The organism is Natronococcus sp. A-GB7, assembly GCF_029688865.1.
Classification (GTDB): Archaea; Halobacteriota; Halobacteria; order Halobacteriales; family Natrialbaceae; genus Natronococcus.
This window is the reverse complement of sequence record NZ_JARUKV010000003.1, coordinates 78,618-95,518: the sequence shown is the minus strand read 5'-3', so window position 1 is coordinate 95,518 and position 16,901 is coordinate 78,618. Positions and strand designations below refer to the sequence as shown.

Genomic DNA, 16,901 nt, shown 5'->3' with positions numbered 1-16,901 from the left:
CGGCTCTCCCCTCCGAAAGCCACCGATAAGCTCTTTAGGTTGGCCTAAAAAGATCGACGTGGAGGTTTAGGTCGGCCGAAATCCGTGGGCATCGGATGCGGGCCGAACGGGAAGCAGTAGCTATCCCGGCCTCTCGTCCTTCTCCCGGGAACAATCGGAAGGTATTAGTGTTTTAGGCTGGCCTAAAACAAAGTATGCATCAGCGAGACGATGACGACAGTTCGGGCCGAGCCACAACCGGTCGCCGACCGCTTCTCGCCACCGCGGGAGTCTCCGTTGCGGGACTCGCGGCGCTGGCCGGCTGCGTCGGTGACGACGATGGCGACGGGAACGGCGACGACGGAAACGGCGACGACCACGACGATAACGGGAACGGTGACGACGTCGCCGGCGCCGTCGCCGGCGCCGAACCGATGGGAGAGCCGGTCGGCTCGAGTGGCGTCTCCTGGGACGACCTGGGCGACCTCGAGGGCGAGCTCACGATCTACTCGGGCCGCACGCGCGACCAGATCGACCCCGTATTCGAGGCGCTCGAAGAGGAGTACGACGGGCTGACGATCAACCGCGACTACGACGACAACGACGTGCAGGTCAACCAGCTAGTCCAGGAAGGCGACGCCACGCCGGCGGACGTGTTCTACTCCCAGGACCCGGGCGCACTCGGTGCAGTTGAAGAGGAGGGGCTCGTCCAGCAGCTTCCGGAAGACGTCGTCGACACCGTCCCCGAGAGCTGGCGCCACCCTGATGGCAACTGGACCGGCGTCAGCGGCCGTGTCCGTGCCATCCAGTACAACGAGGACCGACTCGACGAAACGGAGTTCGACGACTGGGACGAGCTCCCGACGGATATCTTCGCGTACGCGGAAGACGACCGGTTCGAGGGAATCATCTCGACGCGGCCGAACTCCGGGACGTTCCGCGGATTCATTCAGGCGATGGTCGACCTCGAGGGCGAAGAGGAGACGCGCCAGTGGGTCAGAGACTTCATGGACCAGGATCCGCAGCTGTTCTCCGGCGGCAGCGACCAGGCTGCAGCCGTCGAAAACGGTGGCGACGACGATCCGATCATCGCTCTGGGTAACAGCTACTACGCCGCTCGCCTCGTCAACGAGGACCCCGACTCGCCGATCCGCGTGGCGTTCACCGAAGGCGACGCAGGGGCCCTGTTCAGCGTCGCGGGCATCGCCGTGACGAACGACGTCGAGGATCCCGAACTCGTCGCCGAGTTCGCCCGCCACCTCGTCGCCGTGGAGGGACAGGAGTTCATGATGGACGCCAACGGCGAGTTCCCCGTCGTCGAAGGCGTCGACTACGTCGGTCCGCTGCCGGGTCCCGACGAGCTCGACTCGCCGGACTACGATATCAGCCAGTTCGACATGGAACTACAGGAGGCCAACGACCTCCTCGAGGAGGAAGGAATGATGCCGCTCTAACCCCGATCGACGGACACACCTGAGAATCTACGGGATCCAGACCATCACCGGCATCCGAACGGGACTATCGAGTCTTTGCCACACCGCTCCGTCCCGTCTTTCAGTACACGAGATGTCCCATCAGTTTTCGATTCATACGCCTCCGAGCGCTCGGCCGAAACTGTGGCCCAACCTCGGTCAGTCGTCGATCACACAGACGGCCGATCGCCGACGCCGGTTTCACGGCGGTCCGCAGCTCTCCGCTCCCGAGCGGAGCTTCCCGACTCGAGAGACTAATCACGGGGTTCAAGAGAATCGAGGGCCCACCGATTCGTAGGAGAATCGATTCGATCGGCACATACACACGATGAAATCACTCAAAAACACCGTCAGCGGTTCAGAACACGTCGAAACGGTTACGGAGCGACTCGAGCGTGCGGACCCCTGGATGGTCGCCCTGGCCGCCGCGAGTGCTCTCGTCGCGTTTCTCGTCGTTTTGCCGATGTTCTGGCTGGTCTGGCAGGCGTTGACGGTCGAACTGTCCCGAGCGTACGATCTCATCGTTTCCACACAGACCGCACGTATCACCGCAAACAGTCTCGGATTGATGCTGTTCGTAACGGTGTTTTCGATCGTTCTCGGGGTTCCGCTCGCGGTGTTGACGACCCGAACCGATCTCCCGTATCCACGGTTCTGGACCGTCGTGGCAGCGCTCCCGCTCGTAATTCCGAGTTATATCGGTGCGATCGCGTTCGTCGGGATGTTCGGCTCGGGCGGTGAGATCGACTCGCTGTTCGGGGTGTCGGTCCCACGGATCGACGGCCTGTCCGGTGCGGTGTTCATCATCACGTTGTACACCTACCCGTACGTGTTCCTGACGACCCGGGCAGCGCTGCTGTCGATGGACAGTTCGCTCGCCGATGCTGCACGGACGCTCAACGCGGGTCCGTTCGAAGCGTTCCGGCGCGTCACGCTGCCACAGATCAGGCCGGGGATCGCGGCCGGTGCGTTGCTCGCCGGTCTGTATGCGATTTCCGACTTCGGAACGCCGGCGTTCATGCAGGCGAGCGTCTTTACGAGCATGATCTACTGGGAGTTCAGCAGTTTCAACGTCGAGTTCGCCGCGTTGCTCGCGTTGCAACTGATCGCGATCGTCGCCGTGGTTCTCGTTATCGAGGCCGGAATCGGTCGTGACGAGGACGCGGCCGGCGTCAGTGCGAGGTCGGGAAGTACGATCCGGCTCGGTCCCTGGAAGTGGCCGGCAATGGGATTCGTTTCGACGATCGGGATCGTCACGCTCGTCGTTCCGGTTGCGATCTTCACGAACTGGTTGGTCCGCAGCGCGGGGGATCCGATCCCGTCTCTCGAGTTCCAGTGGGAGTTCGCGTTCAACTCGATGTACCTCGCGCTACTGGCCGCACTGGTCGCGTGTGCGTTCGCGCTTCCGGTCGCGTACTACTCGGGACGGGCCAACTCCCTCGTCTCACGGGTCCTCGAGCGGGCGACCTACATCGGATTCGCCGTCCCGGGGATCGTTATCGGTCTCGCCCTGGTGTTTCTGGGTACCCGAACCCTCCCGTGGCTGTACCGAGAGGGCGTCTGGTTACTCGTGTTCGCGTACGTGGTTCGGTTCCTTCCACAGGCGGTCGGGACGGTTCGCTCGTCCGTACTCCAGGTCGACGATAAAACGATCGAGGCCGCCCGGACGTTGAACGCTGGCCGCCTCGAGACGTTCCGTCGCATTACCCTGCCGGCTATTATGCCGGGGTTAGTTGCTGGCGGCGTCCTCGTGTTCCTGACGACGATGAAGGAGCTACCGGCGACGCTCATGCTCCAACCGGTCGGGATGGACACGCTCGTTTCGATCATCTGGGACGCACAGGACGCGCTGGCGTACCGGTACGCTGCGATCCCCGCTCTGGTCTTGATCCTCATCTCCGGGCTCTCGATGCTCGTCCTGCTCCGACAGGAGGGTGGCAAGATCGGCTGACCGTCGACACGGCAGCCTCCGTTTCGAGTCGAACCGGGGGGCGACACCGCGAGTTCGGCAGCGGCCGTCGCGCATCGTCGGACGACACATCCTCAGTATTAAGTCGGTTCCGGCAATTGATCACGCCGTATGGAGTACGAACTGGCAATCGAGGGAACGCCCGAGACGGTCCCCGGGGGAACCGGCATCCTTCTGTTGCATCCCAGCACCGGTGAGACGGACCGCATCGACACCGACTTTCTCAAGACCGACACCGACAACTTCCTGGTCGTCTCCACTCGAACGACCGCGCGCGAAGCCAAACAGAAACTCGAGTACTACGACGTCGACGAGAACCGCGCCGAGATCCTCGACACGCTCTCGATCGAACGGGGTTACTCCCGCCGGACCAGCGACACCGTCCACTACGTCGCCGCCCCCGACGACATCGATGGCATCGTCACTCATATCGACGGCTTCCTCTCGGATCACGACGGGAAGCTTCGCCTGAGCTTCGACTCGGTCACCGAACTCGCCTACTACGCCGGAGAAGAAGAGGCCCTCGAGGCCGCCGAGCGCATCCTCGAGCTGCTCGAGGAACACGACGCGGTCGGCCTGTTTCATCTCTCGGAGGACCCACACGACGAGGCGCTCGTCGAACGGTTCCGCGAGCTGTTCGACGGAACGATCGATCTCGACGAGGACGGCAGCATCGAGGCGTCGTTCTAGTCCTCGAGCGCGTCGAACGTCTTTTGGGCCCACGTCACCGCGTAGTCCGATCCGTGATCACGGTAAGCGTCGGTGTCGAGCGCGTCGAACGGCGCCGGTAGATCGAGGCCGTGTTTGATCGCGGCGCAGGCCAGTTCGGTCGCGTCCGCGAAGTCGGTCTCGCCGCGAGCGACCGCGCCCGGAAGCCCCGAGACACGGTCCTCGAGCCGAGTGCCCGCGTCCCGCCAGGCGTCGGCCAGCTCCGGATGCGTCCCGCCCTCGTCCTCGTCCCACGCCGCGAACACGTCGCGCGTGTGGAGCCCCGTCCAGCCGTCGTACAGCGCTGCAGCAATCTGGTAGGTGCCGGCCGGATCGAGCGCCGTCGCGCGCTCGAGGTCACGGTACTCGTCCTCGAAGAAGCCGAGGAACTGTTCAGGAATCTCGAGCCCGACCTCGACGAGCGCCTCCGCGAGCAGAAAGTCGAGAAACGGTTCGGGCGACCCTTCGACACGGGGTTTGACGATGACCGTCGGCGGGTCGGTCTGGTGGGTCCAGGTAATGCTCCCATCGCCGGGCATTCCGATCGTGAAGTCGCTGCTCGCGTAACGGACGAGGAGCTCCGGGGCGTCCTCGGGGAGCCACGCCGCCGGGTACGTTGCCGGCTCGAGTGAGTCCACGAGCAGGCCCAGGTCCTCCGCCTGAGCAGGCGCAAGCGTCTCGAAGTCCCGATCGCAGTCGACGACGACGGCGTCGGGAGCGTGCTCCTCCCGGATCGCCGCAACCGGGGGCGAGAGCTCTCGAGCGGTGAACATCAGACGAGAACGGTCTGGAAGATGATCAACGCCGACAGCAGCGCCGACGCGGCGATCGTCGCGAGGACGGCCTTGGTTGCAGTACTCATGTTCGGACGCTATCGGTCGCGTCGCTTAAATCCATCTGTCTCGGCCGAAACCGCGAGACGGTCGGGCATCTCGAACGCTCGTGGCGGCCCGCAGACCCCGGGTTCGACTGCAACGCAACTTGCGGAACGACCGTCTCGAGGGCAGTCGCTGGCCGTCTACAGTCGAACCGAAGGGGTTGGCGGCGCTACTCGTCGACGTCGTCGTGCCAGGACTCCGGAACGTCGATGACGTACCGCCCGTCCTCCTGGAGCGAGATGATGTACTCGTCGCGGTTGTACAGCTCCATGAGGTTGAGTTCGTACTGACCCGGGCGGAGGATTTTGATGCTCTCGAACTGCTCGTTGAGCTCCGCGCGGAGCTCCTCGATCGACGGCTGCTCGCCCGAGGGTTCGCTGACGACCCGACCGTGATCGGGCGTCTCTTCGGGTTCGTCGTCGACGGGATCGACTTCCGTGATCGGATCCCCCTCGCCGGCCGCGCTCGAGCCGGCGGGGAGATCGTCGGCCGGAACGACCTCGCTTCGGGCGGTCGCCTGCGCGGAGTCCTCCGAGTCCGCCATCGTCACCGTCTCGTGGTCGAGTTCGGAGCGCTCGCTTGAGCCGTCCGAACTCGAGTCGGTTCGCCGATCGCTCGTCGACGGCTCGGAGACGGCACGATCGTCGGCGGCGTCGTCGGTCGCGGATTCCGCAGGCGACGAGGAGCGGTCCTCGGGTCGACGAGCTGAGTCCGGCCATTCGGTGAACGAGTCGTCGTCCCGGTCGGTAGCCGCTCGGCTCCGGTCTCCGGATCGGGTCGACGGCGAGCGCGAGTTTCGGGACGAGTTCGCGTCTCGAGAGGCGTCGGCCGTCTCTCCGCTCCGGCTGTTCGTCCCGTCGCGGTCGGACGAACCGGCGCTCGTCGTCGGTCGGTCGGCTGCCGGCGACTCCGCTGGATCGTGCGTCGACTCGTCGCTCGAGTCCGAGGAAACCCAGCCGCGGACGGTCTCGGCCGCTCGAGAGGCGACACCGTCGGCTCCCTCGTCGGAGGGGTCGCTAGTCGGTGGTGGCGTTTCGGGGCCGGCGTCTCCGTCGGCGCCGTCCTCGGCGCTCGACTCCGAGTCCGAGTCCGGCGTAAACTGGAACTTGTTCCCGCCACAGTCCGGACAGCCCGAGAGCATCTCCTTCGAGCCGTCGGGAAACGTGTGGCCACAGTTCGTACACTGGTGTGGCATTAGTTGCGGGATACGAGCGCGCTGATCAGCGTTTCGTCCTTGTGGAGCGTCTCGATCTGGTTCGCGGGCCCGATTACCGTCAGCTTCGCCGCCGACTCGTTCGATCCCATGAGCCGACCCAGCAGCGACGAGTCCTTCGTCTCCGATTTGGGGTAGGTCTCGATCTCGATACCGTTGAATCCGGCGTCGGGGCTGATCTCGGCCATCGTCATCTCGATGAGCTTGCTCTCCTCGTCGGGGGTGAGCCCCTCCTCTAAGATAACGATGTTACCGTCGTGAACGCCGTCGAGGATCATCCTGATCTTCTCCGTGGAGGCGAGCGAATCCATCCGCTCACCGCTGATGAGGTCGATCTGTACGCCGTCGTCGCCGTTGGGGTCGTCCGGGTTAGTTGCCTTGGGCACGACTGATCACCCGAAGTACTCCGCGATGTTGTCGTAGACCTCGTCCATGTTCTGACCCTCCTTCGCGGAGAGCGGGACCGTCTTGTGCTGGGGGAACGCGTCCTCGATCCGTTTGACGCTCGCTTCGTCGAGGTCGATCTTGTTCGCGAAGATGAGAACCGGCAGATCGCGGGATTCGATGATGCCGATCAGCATCGTGTTGACCTGCGTGATCGGATCCTCCGCGCTGTCGAGAACGTAGATAACGCCGTCGACGTCCTCGCGAAGCCAGTGCATCGCCTCGGCGACGCCTTCCGTGGCCTCGCGGGACCGACGGATCGCGTCGTCTTCCTCCATCTCGTCGGTGAACTCCTCGTAGTCCACCTTCGTAGTTACGCCGGGCGTGTCGACGATGTCGATCGAAACGGACTGTCCGTCGCGTTCGATCTCGACGTCCTCCTTTCGGCGTGCGCGGCGTGTTTCGTGTGGAACGTGACTTTCGGTTCCGACCGCATCGCCGGTCCAGTCCCGCGCGATGCGATTCGCAAGCGTCGTCTTTCCAGCGTTGGGCGGTCCGTAGATTCCGATTCGTTTGGGTTGATCGTCGGTAAACAATCGATCCGTAACCCGGGAGATACTATCTTTGAGTCCTGTTAACAGTCCCATCCTTGGCCCTCCGGCACCGCGAAGTGCGTCTGCGCGTACTACAAACTGAATTCACTTAAGCCTACGTCAGACGTGTAGAGTGTTCGACTACTGTGAAAAGAAGCCACGGTAATGAGTAACAAACCATTACGAGTCGGCAGCAGATGAGAGATAATGATTAGAATACCAGAATGTGTTATTGAAGCGACAGGGGTGCCCCCCACCCCTTCGTTTCAACTGGAACGCTCCAAGGAAGGGGGTGGGGAGGGGGTCTCTGAAGTGGAAGGTTTTATTTAGACAGGCCAGAAACAGCATCCGTACTGGACAAGGGAGAAACTATTTACTAGAGATTGCTAGCTAGTACTTCTAGTTGCTAGCTTTCCCTTGAACTATCTAGCTAGATGATTTGTCTACATCTCTCGTTACGGAAACTCCCGTACATCTCTCGAGCACCCCGAAATCGTCCGGTCGGGACCTGAACATCGTTCCCCGGCGACCGTTCTTTCCGTTTCACCCATCCCTCCCCCTCGTCGTTCTCCAGTTGAAACGAAGGGGTGGGGGGAGAGGAACCGCCATTACCCCCCTTTCTTCGACTCGAGAGCGTCCAGTCACCTTCGACGCCGAAACCGACTCGTCCTCTTGGGATCCTCGCCCCTTCTGTTTCGGATCAACCGGTAGACACCGAGGTTGAACGAACCGACCCGACGAGAAGATTGCCGCGAGACCGAACGGGAATCGTCGGTCACGAGTCTCGATACCATCTCGAGAGAGGCGAAGATGGCGAGCGAAGGAGCGAATCGGTATCGATGCAATCCTGTTCGTAAGCGGGGCCGGATTCCGCCCAAAACCTCGTTGCCAGTCGGATTCGGTATTCGGTCTCGGCCGTGACCCCGAACCGGCCGATTCGTTACAGAGACTGTGCATCATGCTTCTTTCGTCGGGTTCGACCGCGTTGCTCGTTCACCGCTCTCTGCTCACGGGCACTGCGGGACGGCCGCCGTCCCGACAATCGCGGCGCGAAGGTCCCGCTCGACTTCCAAAAATCTCCGCTAAAAAGCCGCTTCACGCCCGCTTCGGTGGGGGAACCGCTCGCTTCGTCTTGTTTCTATCGGTCGCAATTCCAACTCGATTCGCGCGCGGATCCGTCCAAAAAGAATCATATCCTACGTGAGTGAAAGGGAAGAATTTAATATCGCGGTGTTCCTCTGTTTCGCTTGCATCAACTGGATCCGAAACCGATGGCTATCCCGATTGATCGGCCGTACTGGCCGTTCAAACGCTGTATAACTGCTTTCGGGTCCGTCTCTCCACACGAAACGAGGGGGTATCCCAACGACGGATGTCAGACGACAACTCAGAGCCGCCAGGAACCGACGACGTCGAGGGCGAGACCGACGGGTTCTCGACGACGCTCGACGAGACGGCGATCGGCGACGAGGAACCGAGCCAGGGACTGTTCGACGACCTGCTCAGCGGTGAGCCGATCTTCGAGAACAAGGAAGTACTGCGTCCGTCCTACACGCCCCACGAACTGCCCCACCGGACCGACCAGATCAACAAGATGGCGACGATCCTCGTCGCCGCGCTCCGGGGCGAGACGCCCTCGAACATCCTGATCTACGGGAAGACGGGGACCGGAAAGACCGCGAGCGCGAAGTTCGTCAGCAAGGAACTCGAGAGCACCTCCCAGAAGTACAGCGTCCCCTGTGACGTCGAGTACATCAACTGCGAAGTGACCGACACCCAGTACCGCGTCCTCGCACAGCTCGCGAACAAGTTCATCGAGAAGAACGAGGCCCGGATCGACCGGAAGGTCGACGCACTCGAGGAGCGCCTCGAGGCGCTCGAGGAGTACGAAACGGGCGCGGGTCACAACGACTCGACCGAGCGATCCGACGAGCGCGACTCGAACGACGACGTTTCGTTTGCAACCGATATCGAGTCGCAGTCGTCCGATTCTCCAGTCGAAACGGGGGGGTCGACGGAGCCGGCGGATGCGGACGTAGCCAACGGGGAACACCCGCTTGCGTCCACGCCGTTCTCCGATCGCGAGGACGTCGAGGACCGGATCGACTCCCTCGAGGAGGACAAGGAGTCGTTCCAGGAGGTACCGATGACCGGCTGGCCGACCGATCGAGTGTACAGCGTCTTCTTCGACGCCGTCGACTACGACGAGCGGGTCGTCGTCATCATGTTAGACGAGATCGACAAGCTCGTCGAGAAGAGCGGGGACGACACGCTGTACAACCTCTCGCGGATGAACTCCGAACTCGAGAACTCCCGTGTGTCGATCATCGGGATCTCGAACGATCTGAAGTTCACCGACTTCCTCGACCCGCGAGTCAAATCAAGCCTCGGCGAGGAGGAGATCGTCTTCCCGCCGTACGACGCGAATCAGCTCCGGGATATCCTCCAGCACCGATCGAACGTCGCCTTCAAGGGCGACGCGCTATCGGACGACGTGATCCCGCTATGTGCGGCCTTCGCCGCCCAGGAACACGGCGACGCGCGTCGAGCGCTCGACTTGCTCCGAACCGCGGGCGAACTGGCGGAGCGCTCCCAGGCCGAGACGATCGTCGAGAAACACGTCCGGCAGGCACAGGACAAGATCGAACTCGACCGGGTCGTCGAGGTCGTCCGCACGCTCCCCACACAGAGCAAACTCGTCCTCTTCTCGATCATCCTGCTCGAGAAAAACGGCGTCCACAGCATCAACACCGGCGAGGTGTTCAACATCTACAAGCGCCTCTGCGAGGAGATCGACGCCGACGTCCTCACCCAGCGTCGGGTAACTGACCTCATCAGCGAACTCGACATGCTCGGGATCGTCAACGCCGTCGTCGTCTCGAAGGGACGCTACGGTCGGACCAAGGAGATCAGCCTCTCGGTGCCGATCGACGAGACCGAGGCTGTCCTGCTCTCGGACTCCCGACTGAGCAATATCGACGACATCCAGCCGTTCGTCCAGGCGCGATTCGAGAACTGAGGATCCGACTCGAGAAACGAGGATTCGACTCGTTTTCCGCTCAGAACCCCGTTCGGTGACCCCTCCGTTTCGACTCGAGCGACGCGTCCGGCTACTGTCGTCGTCGTCGACCCGCAGCCATCGCGGCACCCGTCCCGGCCGCGGCGACGCCCGCCGCACCGACGCTCGTTCCGACTGCACCGGCGCTCGAGAGCGGCGTTTCGGCTCCGACCGTTCCCGCGACGGCCTCGAGACCCGGCTGCGGTGCGAGCATCCCGCCGAGGATCGAGTCGAACGTGAGCCGGACGTAACCGAGCCACGGAACCCGGAACGACGCCTTTCCGGTGATCCAGCCGGGCTGGACGACGTCGGTGTTCGCGCCGCCGCGCTGGTACTGGTCGTAGTAGGGGTTCGCGTCACCCTTCGTGACGAAGCCGTCGTGGGTGGCCGGACAGGTCTGGAGCTGATCGCAGCTCGCGCCGTTGACGTACTCGGGCTCGGCCCTGGTGTCGACCCAGTTTTCGCCCTCCTCGACCCAGAAGTGTGCGCGATGTATCACGGGTGTCTGGTGGGCCTGTCCGTTGGGTTCGAAGACGACGACGTCGCCGGCCTTGCCGAACTTCTCGTGGTCCTCACCGTCATCGTGGGTGACGACGCCGGTGTCTCCGGTGGCGCCGTCGCCGACGAAACGGTCGTCTGCGACGACGAAGATGAGGTCGCCGACCTCCATGTTGGGCTCCATGCTCCCGCTCTCGACGGCGACTAGCGGCGGCCAGACGCCGCTGATCCCGAACAACAGAAGCCCGATGACCGCGACGATGGCGACGCTGCTCAGGATGTCCCGGACGAGGACGACCGTCTCGTCGTTCGTCCCGAAGAACCACCGGACGATCCCGTCGTCCTCGATGGAGACGTCGTCGCTCTCGGACCCCGAGCCGCTGCGCTGGACGACCGACTCCTCGCCCCCGTGGTCGGTGCCGACTCCCGTTCGGGGTCGGCCGTCGTTCGCTGAGCCCGGGTCACGTTCCGGATCGTCGGTCCCGTCCGACGGGGCCTCGCTCGGGTCGTGGCGGCGTGACTCACCGCTGTCGTCGCTCCTCTCGTCGCCGGGGTCGGGACCGCTCATCGTCCCGTGTTATACCGGGCCCGGCCATCAAGGTTCTGTTCGTCACACCGACTCCGCTACGCTTTTGCCTCCGCTCGCGAATGCGAGGCCTGTGCCACTCGAGGGACCCGCCCGGATCGTCGGTGAACTCACGAGCCGCGGCTACAACGCCGAGCGCGAGGCGGTGACGCGGATCGCCGCGACCGAGGATCCGGCGACGACCCTCGAGGCCGTTCTCGAGGACCTCCCCGACGACGCGCTGGTCGTCCGATCGGAACACGTCGAGTCGCTCCTCGAGCGAGAGCCCGTCTCCGACGGCGCTCGAACTACCGATCCGGCCGGTTCGTCGACCGACGACGGCCCCGACTCGATCGAATCGTCGACCCACAACACCTCCGCTTCGACTGGAGACGAACGCTCCACTTCTCGACCGACGGCTACCGGAGGTCCAGTCGAAACGAAGGGGGTTCCCGAGGGGAGCGGTCGGTCGGCCGATCCGCTCGAGCGATCGCTCGAGATTGCCGGTGATATGACCGGCGAGAGCACGGGAACCGGCGAGTACGGGGACTTCGTCTCGGTGTTCCGGGACCGTCTCGAGCGGCTGGGGTCGAAGCTCCGCGGGCGGGTCAACCACCGTCCGGCGACGGCGATCCAGTCGATGCCCGGCGGCAGCGAGGCCGGAATGGTCGGCCTGGTCAACGACGTGCGCTCGACCGCGAGCGGTCACTGGCTGATCGAACTCGAGGACGCGACCGGGACCTTCCCGTGGCTCGTGATGAAAGACCGGGAGTACGCCGATCTGGTCGACGAACTGCTGTACGACGAGGTGCTGGCGATGGAGGGCACCCTCGCCGACGACTCGGGGATCGCGTTCGTCGACTCGATGTACTTCCCGGACGTCCCGCGCACGCACGAGCCGTCGACGGCAGATCGCCACGTGCAGGCGGCGCTGATCAGCGACGTCCACGTCGGCAGCCAGGAGTTCATGGGCGAGGCCTGGAACCGATTCGCCGACTGGCTTCACACGCCCGAGGCCCAACACGTCGAGTACCTGCTGATCGCGGGCGATATGGTCGAGGGCGTGGGCGTCTACCCGAACCAGGACGAGGAGCTCGACGTGATCGACATCTACGAGCAGTACGAAGTGTTCAACGAGCGACTGAAACAGGTACCCGGCGACATCGAGATCGTCATGATCCCGGGCAACCACGACGCGGTCCGGCTCGCGGAACCCCAGCCCGGCTTCGACGAGAAGCTGCGGACGATTATGTCGGCTCACGACCCCCGGATCGTCAGCAACCCATCGACCGTAACCCTCGAGGGCGTCTCGGTGCTGATGTACCACGGCGTCAGCCTCGACGAGGTCATCGCCGAACTCCCCGAGGAGAAGGCGAGCTACGACGATCCGCACCGAGCGATGTACCAGCTGCTGAAAAAGCGCCACGTCGCGCCGCAGTTCGGGGGTCACACCCGGCTCGCACCCGAGGAGAAGGACTACCTGATCATGGAGGAGGTTCCGGACATCTTCCATACGGGCCACGTCCACAAGCTCGGCTTCGGGAAGTATCACAACGTGCTCGCGATCAACTCCGGCTGCTGGCAGGCCCAGACGGACTTCCAGAAGAGCGTCAACATCCAGCCAGACGCCGGATTCGCGCCGATCGTCGACCTCGATACGCTCGACGTGACCGTCCAGAAGTTCAGCTAGGACTCGAGGCGGAACCGAACCGTCGAGGCGCCGTTGAACCGCGGCCCCGGCCCGTAACGATCGAACCCTAACTCCTGAGCGGCGTCCTCGATGAGTTCGGCGTCGGACGCGATCAACACCTCGACGGCCATCCCCTCGCGCTCGGCGAACCGGACCGGTTCGGCGAGCAGTCGCTTGCACGCCTCGGGCGTCCCGTCGAGCTGGGTGATGTGGACGGTGTCCTCGCGGGCGTCGAAACTGACGAACCCCAGCAGATCCTCGGGATCCGAGCCGCCGTACTGGGACTCCGAGACGTCCGCGTTCGGGTCGTGGGTGCCGTCCTCGGCGACCCGGACCGTCCGGTCGTGAACCAGGTTCCGCATCACGTCGGTCGGAGAGTCGGCGATGGCCGCCAGCGCGTCGGCGTCGGCCTCGAGTGCATCCCGTACGTTCATTAGGGTGTGGTAATGATACCCACAAATATAAATCCAGTTGGAACCCGTGAGCGCTCGTCCCGTGTGTTTCGACACGAGACGGATCGGTGGGGGTAAAAATGCGGGCGATGAGACACAGTTATCTGCCCGCCCTTGCAACGACCTCGCATGAGTCAATCCACCAGGTTGCCGGCGGACCGTGAGGTGTCAGTATGCGCGTCGTAGCCAAGTTCGGGGGGACGAGTCTGGGCAGCGGCGATCGAATCAATCGCGCCGCGAACTCGATCGCCGCGGCCGTCGAGGACGGCCACGAGATTGCGGTCGTCGCCAGCGCGATGGGGTCGACCACGGACGAACTGCTCGACGAGATCACGTTCGATACCGACGAGGCCGACCGCGCACAGATCGTCAGCATGGGCGAGCGGACCTCGGTCCGGATGCTCAAGGCCGCCCTGACGGCGCGGGGCGTCGACGCGGTCTTCCTGGAGCCCGGCAGCGAGAACTGGCCGGTCGTCACTGACGAGTATGGCGAGGTCGACGTTCCGGAGACCCAGCGCCGCGCCCGCGAGGTCGCCGCCGACCTCGACGGAACGGTGCCGGTGATCACCGGATTCCTCGCGGAGGGACCGGACGGCTCGGTGACGACGCTCGGTCGCGGGGGTAGCGACACGACCGCCGTGATGATGGGCAAGTATATGGACGCCGACGAGGTCGTCATCGTCACCGACGTCGAGGGCGTCATGACCGGCGACCCGAACGTCGTCGAAGGAGCCCGCAACGTCGGCGAGATTTCGGTCGACGAGCTTCGCAACCTCTCGTTTCGCGGCGCCGAGGTCGTCGCGCCCTCCGCGCTCTCCTACAAGGAGGACACGCTCTCGGTTCGCGTCGTCCACTACCAGCACGGTGATCTCCTCTCTGGCGGGACGAGCATCGAGGGCGAGTTCGAGAACCTGGTCGACCTGCGCGAGCGCCCGCTTGCCTGCCTGACGATCGCCGGACGGGCGATCCGCAACCAGCCCGGCGTTTTCAACCACCTCTCGAAACCGCTCAGCGAGAGCGACATCAACGTCGACGCCGTCGCCAGCGGACTCGACAGCGTCACCTTCTACGTCGACGAGGAGGACGCCGAGCGCGCCGAGAACATCCTCCACCGCGAGGTCATCGCCCGCGACGAACTCTCGAGTGTCACCGTCGACGAGTCCCTCGCCGTCGTCCGCGTCACCGGCGGGGAACTCCCCAATCAGCCCGGAATCATCAGCGACATCGTCAACCCACTCTCGGAGGCCCGCATCAACGTCCACGATATCATCACGAGCGCGACCAGCGTCGCCATCTTCGTCGACTGGGACGACCGCGAGGAGACCCTCGAGCTAACGCAGGGGCTCTTCTAACCCGAGCGCAACCGACTGATAGCGTCTGCTCGCCCCTACGGCGCTTCTCTCCCGCGAACCCGTTCTCGAAAAGCTACCGTATGGCAGATTCATGCTCAACGCACTTTTGGTAACCTCTCGAAGGTAGGAGTATGCTAGAACTGGCAATCGTGTTCTTCGTCATCGCGCTGATCGCCGCGGCGCTCGGTGCGGGCGGCGTCGCAGGGATGTCCATGGCCATCGCGAAGTGGCTCGTCCTCGCGTTCCTGGTCCTGGCCGTCCTGTCGCTGCTGCTGTGACGGCACGAAGACACTGAGAGGCGTATCGTCGCGGCAACCGAAGCCGCTTTTCGCGGCCGCAACATCCGACAGCCGAGGGACCGTTCGGAGTAATCCGGCGGTCGATCCGTTTTCGGTTCGTACTCGAGTTGCGACGAAAGCGAAGCGCCTACTCGTCCTCGAGCAGGTCCTCGGTTTCGTACTCCTCGCGGAGCGTCCTCTTGTCGAACTTGCCGGTGGCGGTCTTGGGCACCTCGTCGATGCGGACGACCGCGTCGGGGGTCCACCAGTCGGGGTAGTCCTCGGCGACGAACGCCTGGAGTTCGTCGTGGAGTTCCTCCTCGCTCATCCCGGTGTCCTCGGCGGGCACGACAAACGCGACGGGCCGTTCCTGCCACTTCTCGTGTGGCGCGCCGATGACCGTCGCCTCGCTGACGTCGTCGTGGGCCATGATGGCGTTCTCGAGTTCGACCGAGGAGATCCACTCGCCGCCGCTTTTGATCACGTCCTTCGCGCGGTCGACGATCTTGATGTAACCGTCCTCGTCGACGGTGACGATGTCGCCCGTTTTGAGCCACGACCCCTCGAAGTCGGCCTCGTTCGCCTCGGGGCGCTCGAAGTAGGAGTCGGTGACCCAGGGGCCGCGGACGTAGAGCTCGCCGAAGTCCTCACCGTTCCACGGGACTTCCTCGCCGTCGTCGTCGACGACCTTGAGTTCGAGGCCCGGAACGACCAGTCCCTGCTTGGCCTGCTTTTCGTACTGCTCGTCCTCGGGGAGGTCCTCGAGGTCGGCCTTGAGGTGGGCGACGGTGCCGAGCGGGGACATCTCGGTCATTCCCCAGGCGTGGACGACCTCGACGCCGCGGTCGTCGAACTCCCGGATCAGGCTCTTGGGTGCCGCGCTGCCGCCGATGACGATCTGCTCGAGCGAGGAGAGGTCGGCGTCGTGCTCCTCGAGGTACTCCAGGACGCCGAGCCACACCGTCGGCACGCCGGCGGTGAGCGTGACGCCCTCCTCCTCGATGAGCTGTACCAGGTCTGCGGGGTCGGGCGAGGGACCGGGATAGACGTGTTTCGCGCCCGCGGCGGTCGTCGAGAACGGCAGTCCCCACGCGTTGACGTGGAACATCGGGACCACCGGCATGATGACGTCGTCCTCGGCGATGCCGAGCCCCTGCGGGGTGAGCGTCATCATCGTGTGGCTCCAGAGCATCTGCTGGGTGTACTCGACGCCCTTCGGTTTGCCCGTCGTCCCCGACGTGTAACACATCCCCGCTGGACTGTCCTCGTCGAGTTCCGGCCACTCGTACTCGGTCGTCTGCGCGCCGATAAAGGACTCGTAGTCGGTGACTGGCTCGAGGTCGGTCTCCGGAACCGACTCGCCCATCACGACGAACTGCTCGACGCTCTCGAAGGCGTCGGCGTCGTAGGCCGCCTCGAGGGGCTCGAGCAGCGAGTGATCGACGAACAGCAGTCGGTCTTCAGCGTTCTCGACGATGTACTGGATGTGCTCGGCAGGCAGCAGCGGGTTGATCGTGTGGAGCTGACCGCCGACGTTCGGCGCCGCGAAGTACACCTCCGCGTGGCGGTGGTGGTTCCAGCAGAACGTGCCGACGCGGTCGCCGTCCTCGATCCCGGCATCCTCGAGGGCGTTCGCCAACTGACGGGTCCGGTCGCCGTACTCCGCGTACGTGTTACGGACGATCCCGTCGTGGGTCCGCGAGACGACCTCCTGGTCGGGGTGGAGTCGTTCGGCGCGCCAGAGGAACGGTCGCAGCGTCTGGTCGTAGCCAGCCATATGCGACAATTATTATCTGGGTTTAATAATGGCAC

14 protein-coding genes are annotated in these 16,901 nt (G+C 63.9%); 7 read left to right on the top strand and 7 right to left on the bottom strand.

Going from position 1 to position 16,901, the window contains the following annotated elements; genetic code table 11:
• Window positions 1-194: 194 nt before the first annotated feature.
• The 3 genes from QA609_RS03840 to QA609_RS03830 all read left to right on the top strand — a co-directional run bounded on the left by QA609_RS03840 (window position 195) and on the right by QA609_RS03830 (window position 4,110).
• A complete protein-coding gene (locus QA609_RS03840) occupies window positions 195-1,433 on the top strand; it encodes an extracellular solute-binding protein (protein WP_278301262.1) in 1,239 nt (412 codons plus the stop codon).
• Between the two features lie 346 nt (window positions 1,434-1,779).
• Window positions 1,780-3,402 carry an iron ABC transporter permease gene (locus QA609_RS03835; protein WP_278301261.1) on the top strand — a complete coding sequence of 541 codons (1,623 nt, stop codon included), beginning with the start codon at window positions 1,780-1,782 and terminating at the stop codon, window positions 3,400-3,402.
• A 129-nt stretch (window positions 3,403-3,531) separates the two neighbouring features.
• A complete protein-coding gene (locus QA609_RS03830; protein WP_278301260.1) occupies window positions 3,532-4,110 on the top strand; it encodes a hypothetical protein in 579 nt (192 codons plus the stop codon).
• Here QA609_RS03830 and QA609_RS03825 read toward each other — a convergent pair.
• The 4 genes from QA609_RS03825 to QA609_RS03810 form a co-directional block, all read right to left on the bottom strand.
• The gene (locus tag QA609_RS03825; protein WP_278301259.1) at window positions 4,107-4,901 is read right to left on the bottom strand and encodes a hypothetical protein; all 795 of its coding nucleotides are present in this window, start codon (window positions 4,899-4,901) and stop codon (window positions 4,107-4,109) included. The two genes, QA609_RS03830 and QA609_RS03825, sit on opposite strands and share 4 nt — an antisense overlap.
• 274 nt (window positions 4,902-5,175) lie before the next feature.
• Window positions 5,176-6,201 carry a Zn-ribbon containing protein gene (locus QA609_RS03820; protein ID WP_278301258.1) on the bottom strand — a complete coding sequence of 342 codons (1,026 nt, stop codon included), beginning with the start codon at window positions 6,199-6,201 and terminating at the stop codon, window positions 5,176-5,178.
• Window positions 6,201-6,605 carry a DUF2073 domain-containing protein gene (locus tag QA609_RS03815; RefSeq protein ID WP_278301257.1) on the bottom strand — a complete coding sequence of 135 codons (405 nt, stop codon included), beginning with the start codon at window positions 6,603-6,605 and terminating at the stop codon, window positions 6,201-6,203. Before QA609_RS03815 ends, QA609_RS03820 begins: the two co-directional genes overlap by 1 nt.
• A gap of 6 nt (window positions 6,606-6,611) precedes the next feature.
• Window positions 6,612-7,250: a GTP-binding protein gene (locus QA609_RS03810; RefSeq protein ID WP_278301256.1), complete on the bottom strand. Its 639-nt coding sequence runs from the start codon at window positions 7,248-7,250 to the stop codon at window positions 6,612-6,614.
• A 1,318-nt stretch (window positions 7,251-8,568) separates the two neighbouring features.
• Here QA609_RS03810 and QA609_RS03805 point away from each other — a divergent pair.
• A complete protein-coding gene (locus QA609_RS03805; RefSeq protein WP_278301255.1) occupies window positions 8,569-10,215 on the top strand; it encodes an ORC1-type DNA replication protein in 1,647 nt (548 codons plus the stop codon).
• 91 nt (window positions 10,216-10,306) lie between these two features.
• On the opposite strand, the gene QA609_RS03800 is transcribed toward QA609_RS03805, so the two are convergent.
• A complete protein-coding gene (locus tag QA609_RS03800) occupies window positions 10,307-11,320 on the bottom strand; it encodes a S26 family signal peptidase (RefSeq protein WP_278301254.1) in 1,014 nt (337 codons plus the stop codon).
• A gap of 91 nt (window positions 11,321-11,411) precedes the next feature.
• Between QA609_RS03800 and QA609_RS03795 the strand changes: the two genes are divergently transcribed.
• Window positions 11,412-13,007: a DNA-directed DNA polymerase II small subunit gene (locus QA609_RS03795; protein WP_278301253.1), complete on the top strand. Its 1,596-nt coding sequence runs from the start codon at window positions 11,412-11,414 to the stop codon at window positions 13,005-13,007.
• On the opposite strand, the gene QA609_RS03790 is transcribed toward QA609_RS03795, so the two are convergent.
• Entirely contained in the window at window positions 13,004-13,441 is a 438-nt protein-coding gene (locus QA609_RS03790) for a hypothetical protein (RefSeq protein ID WP_278301252.1), read from the bottom strand. The two genes, QA609_RS03795 and QA609_RS03790, sit on opposite strands and share 4 nt — an antisense overlap.
• Before the next feature lie 191 nt (window positions 13,442-13,632).
• Here QA609_RS03790 and QA609_RS03785 point away from each other — a divergent pair, with 191 nt between their 5' ends.
• Both QA609_RS03785 and QA609_RS03780 read left to right on the top strand, forming a co-directional pair.
• The gene (locus tag QA609_RS03785) at window positions 13,633-14,811 is read left to right on the top strand and encodes an aspartate kinase (RefSeq protein ID WP_278301251.1); all 1,179 of its coding nucleotides are present in this window, start codon (window positions 13,633-13,635) and stop codon (window positions 14,809-14,811) included.
• 131 nt (window positions 14,812-14,942) lie between these two features.
• Window positions 14,943-15,089 carry a DUF1328 family protein gene (locus QA609_RS03780; RefSeq protein ID WP_005554807.1) on the top strand — a complete coding sequence of 49 codons (147 nt, stop codon included), beginning with the start codon at window positions 14,943-14,945 and terminating at the stop codon, window positions 15,087-15,089.
• 148 nt (window positions 15,090-15,237) lie between these two features.
• Here the strand turns inward: QA609_RS03780 and QA609_RS03775 are convergent, their stop codons facing one another.
• Window positions 15,238-16,866 (bottom strand): long-chain fatty acid--CoA ligase, encoded by a 1,629-nt coding sequence (locus QA609_RS03775; RefSeq protein ID WP_278301250.1) that lies wholly within the window; start codon window positions 16,864-16,866, stop codon window positions 15,238-15,240.
• Between the last annotated feature and the right edge of the window lie 35 nt (window positions 16,867-16,901).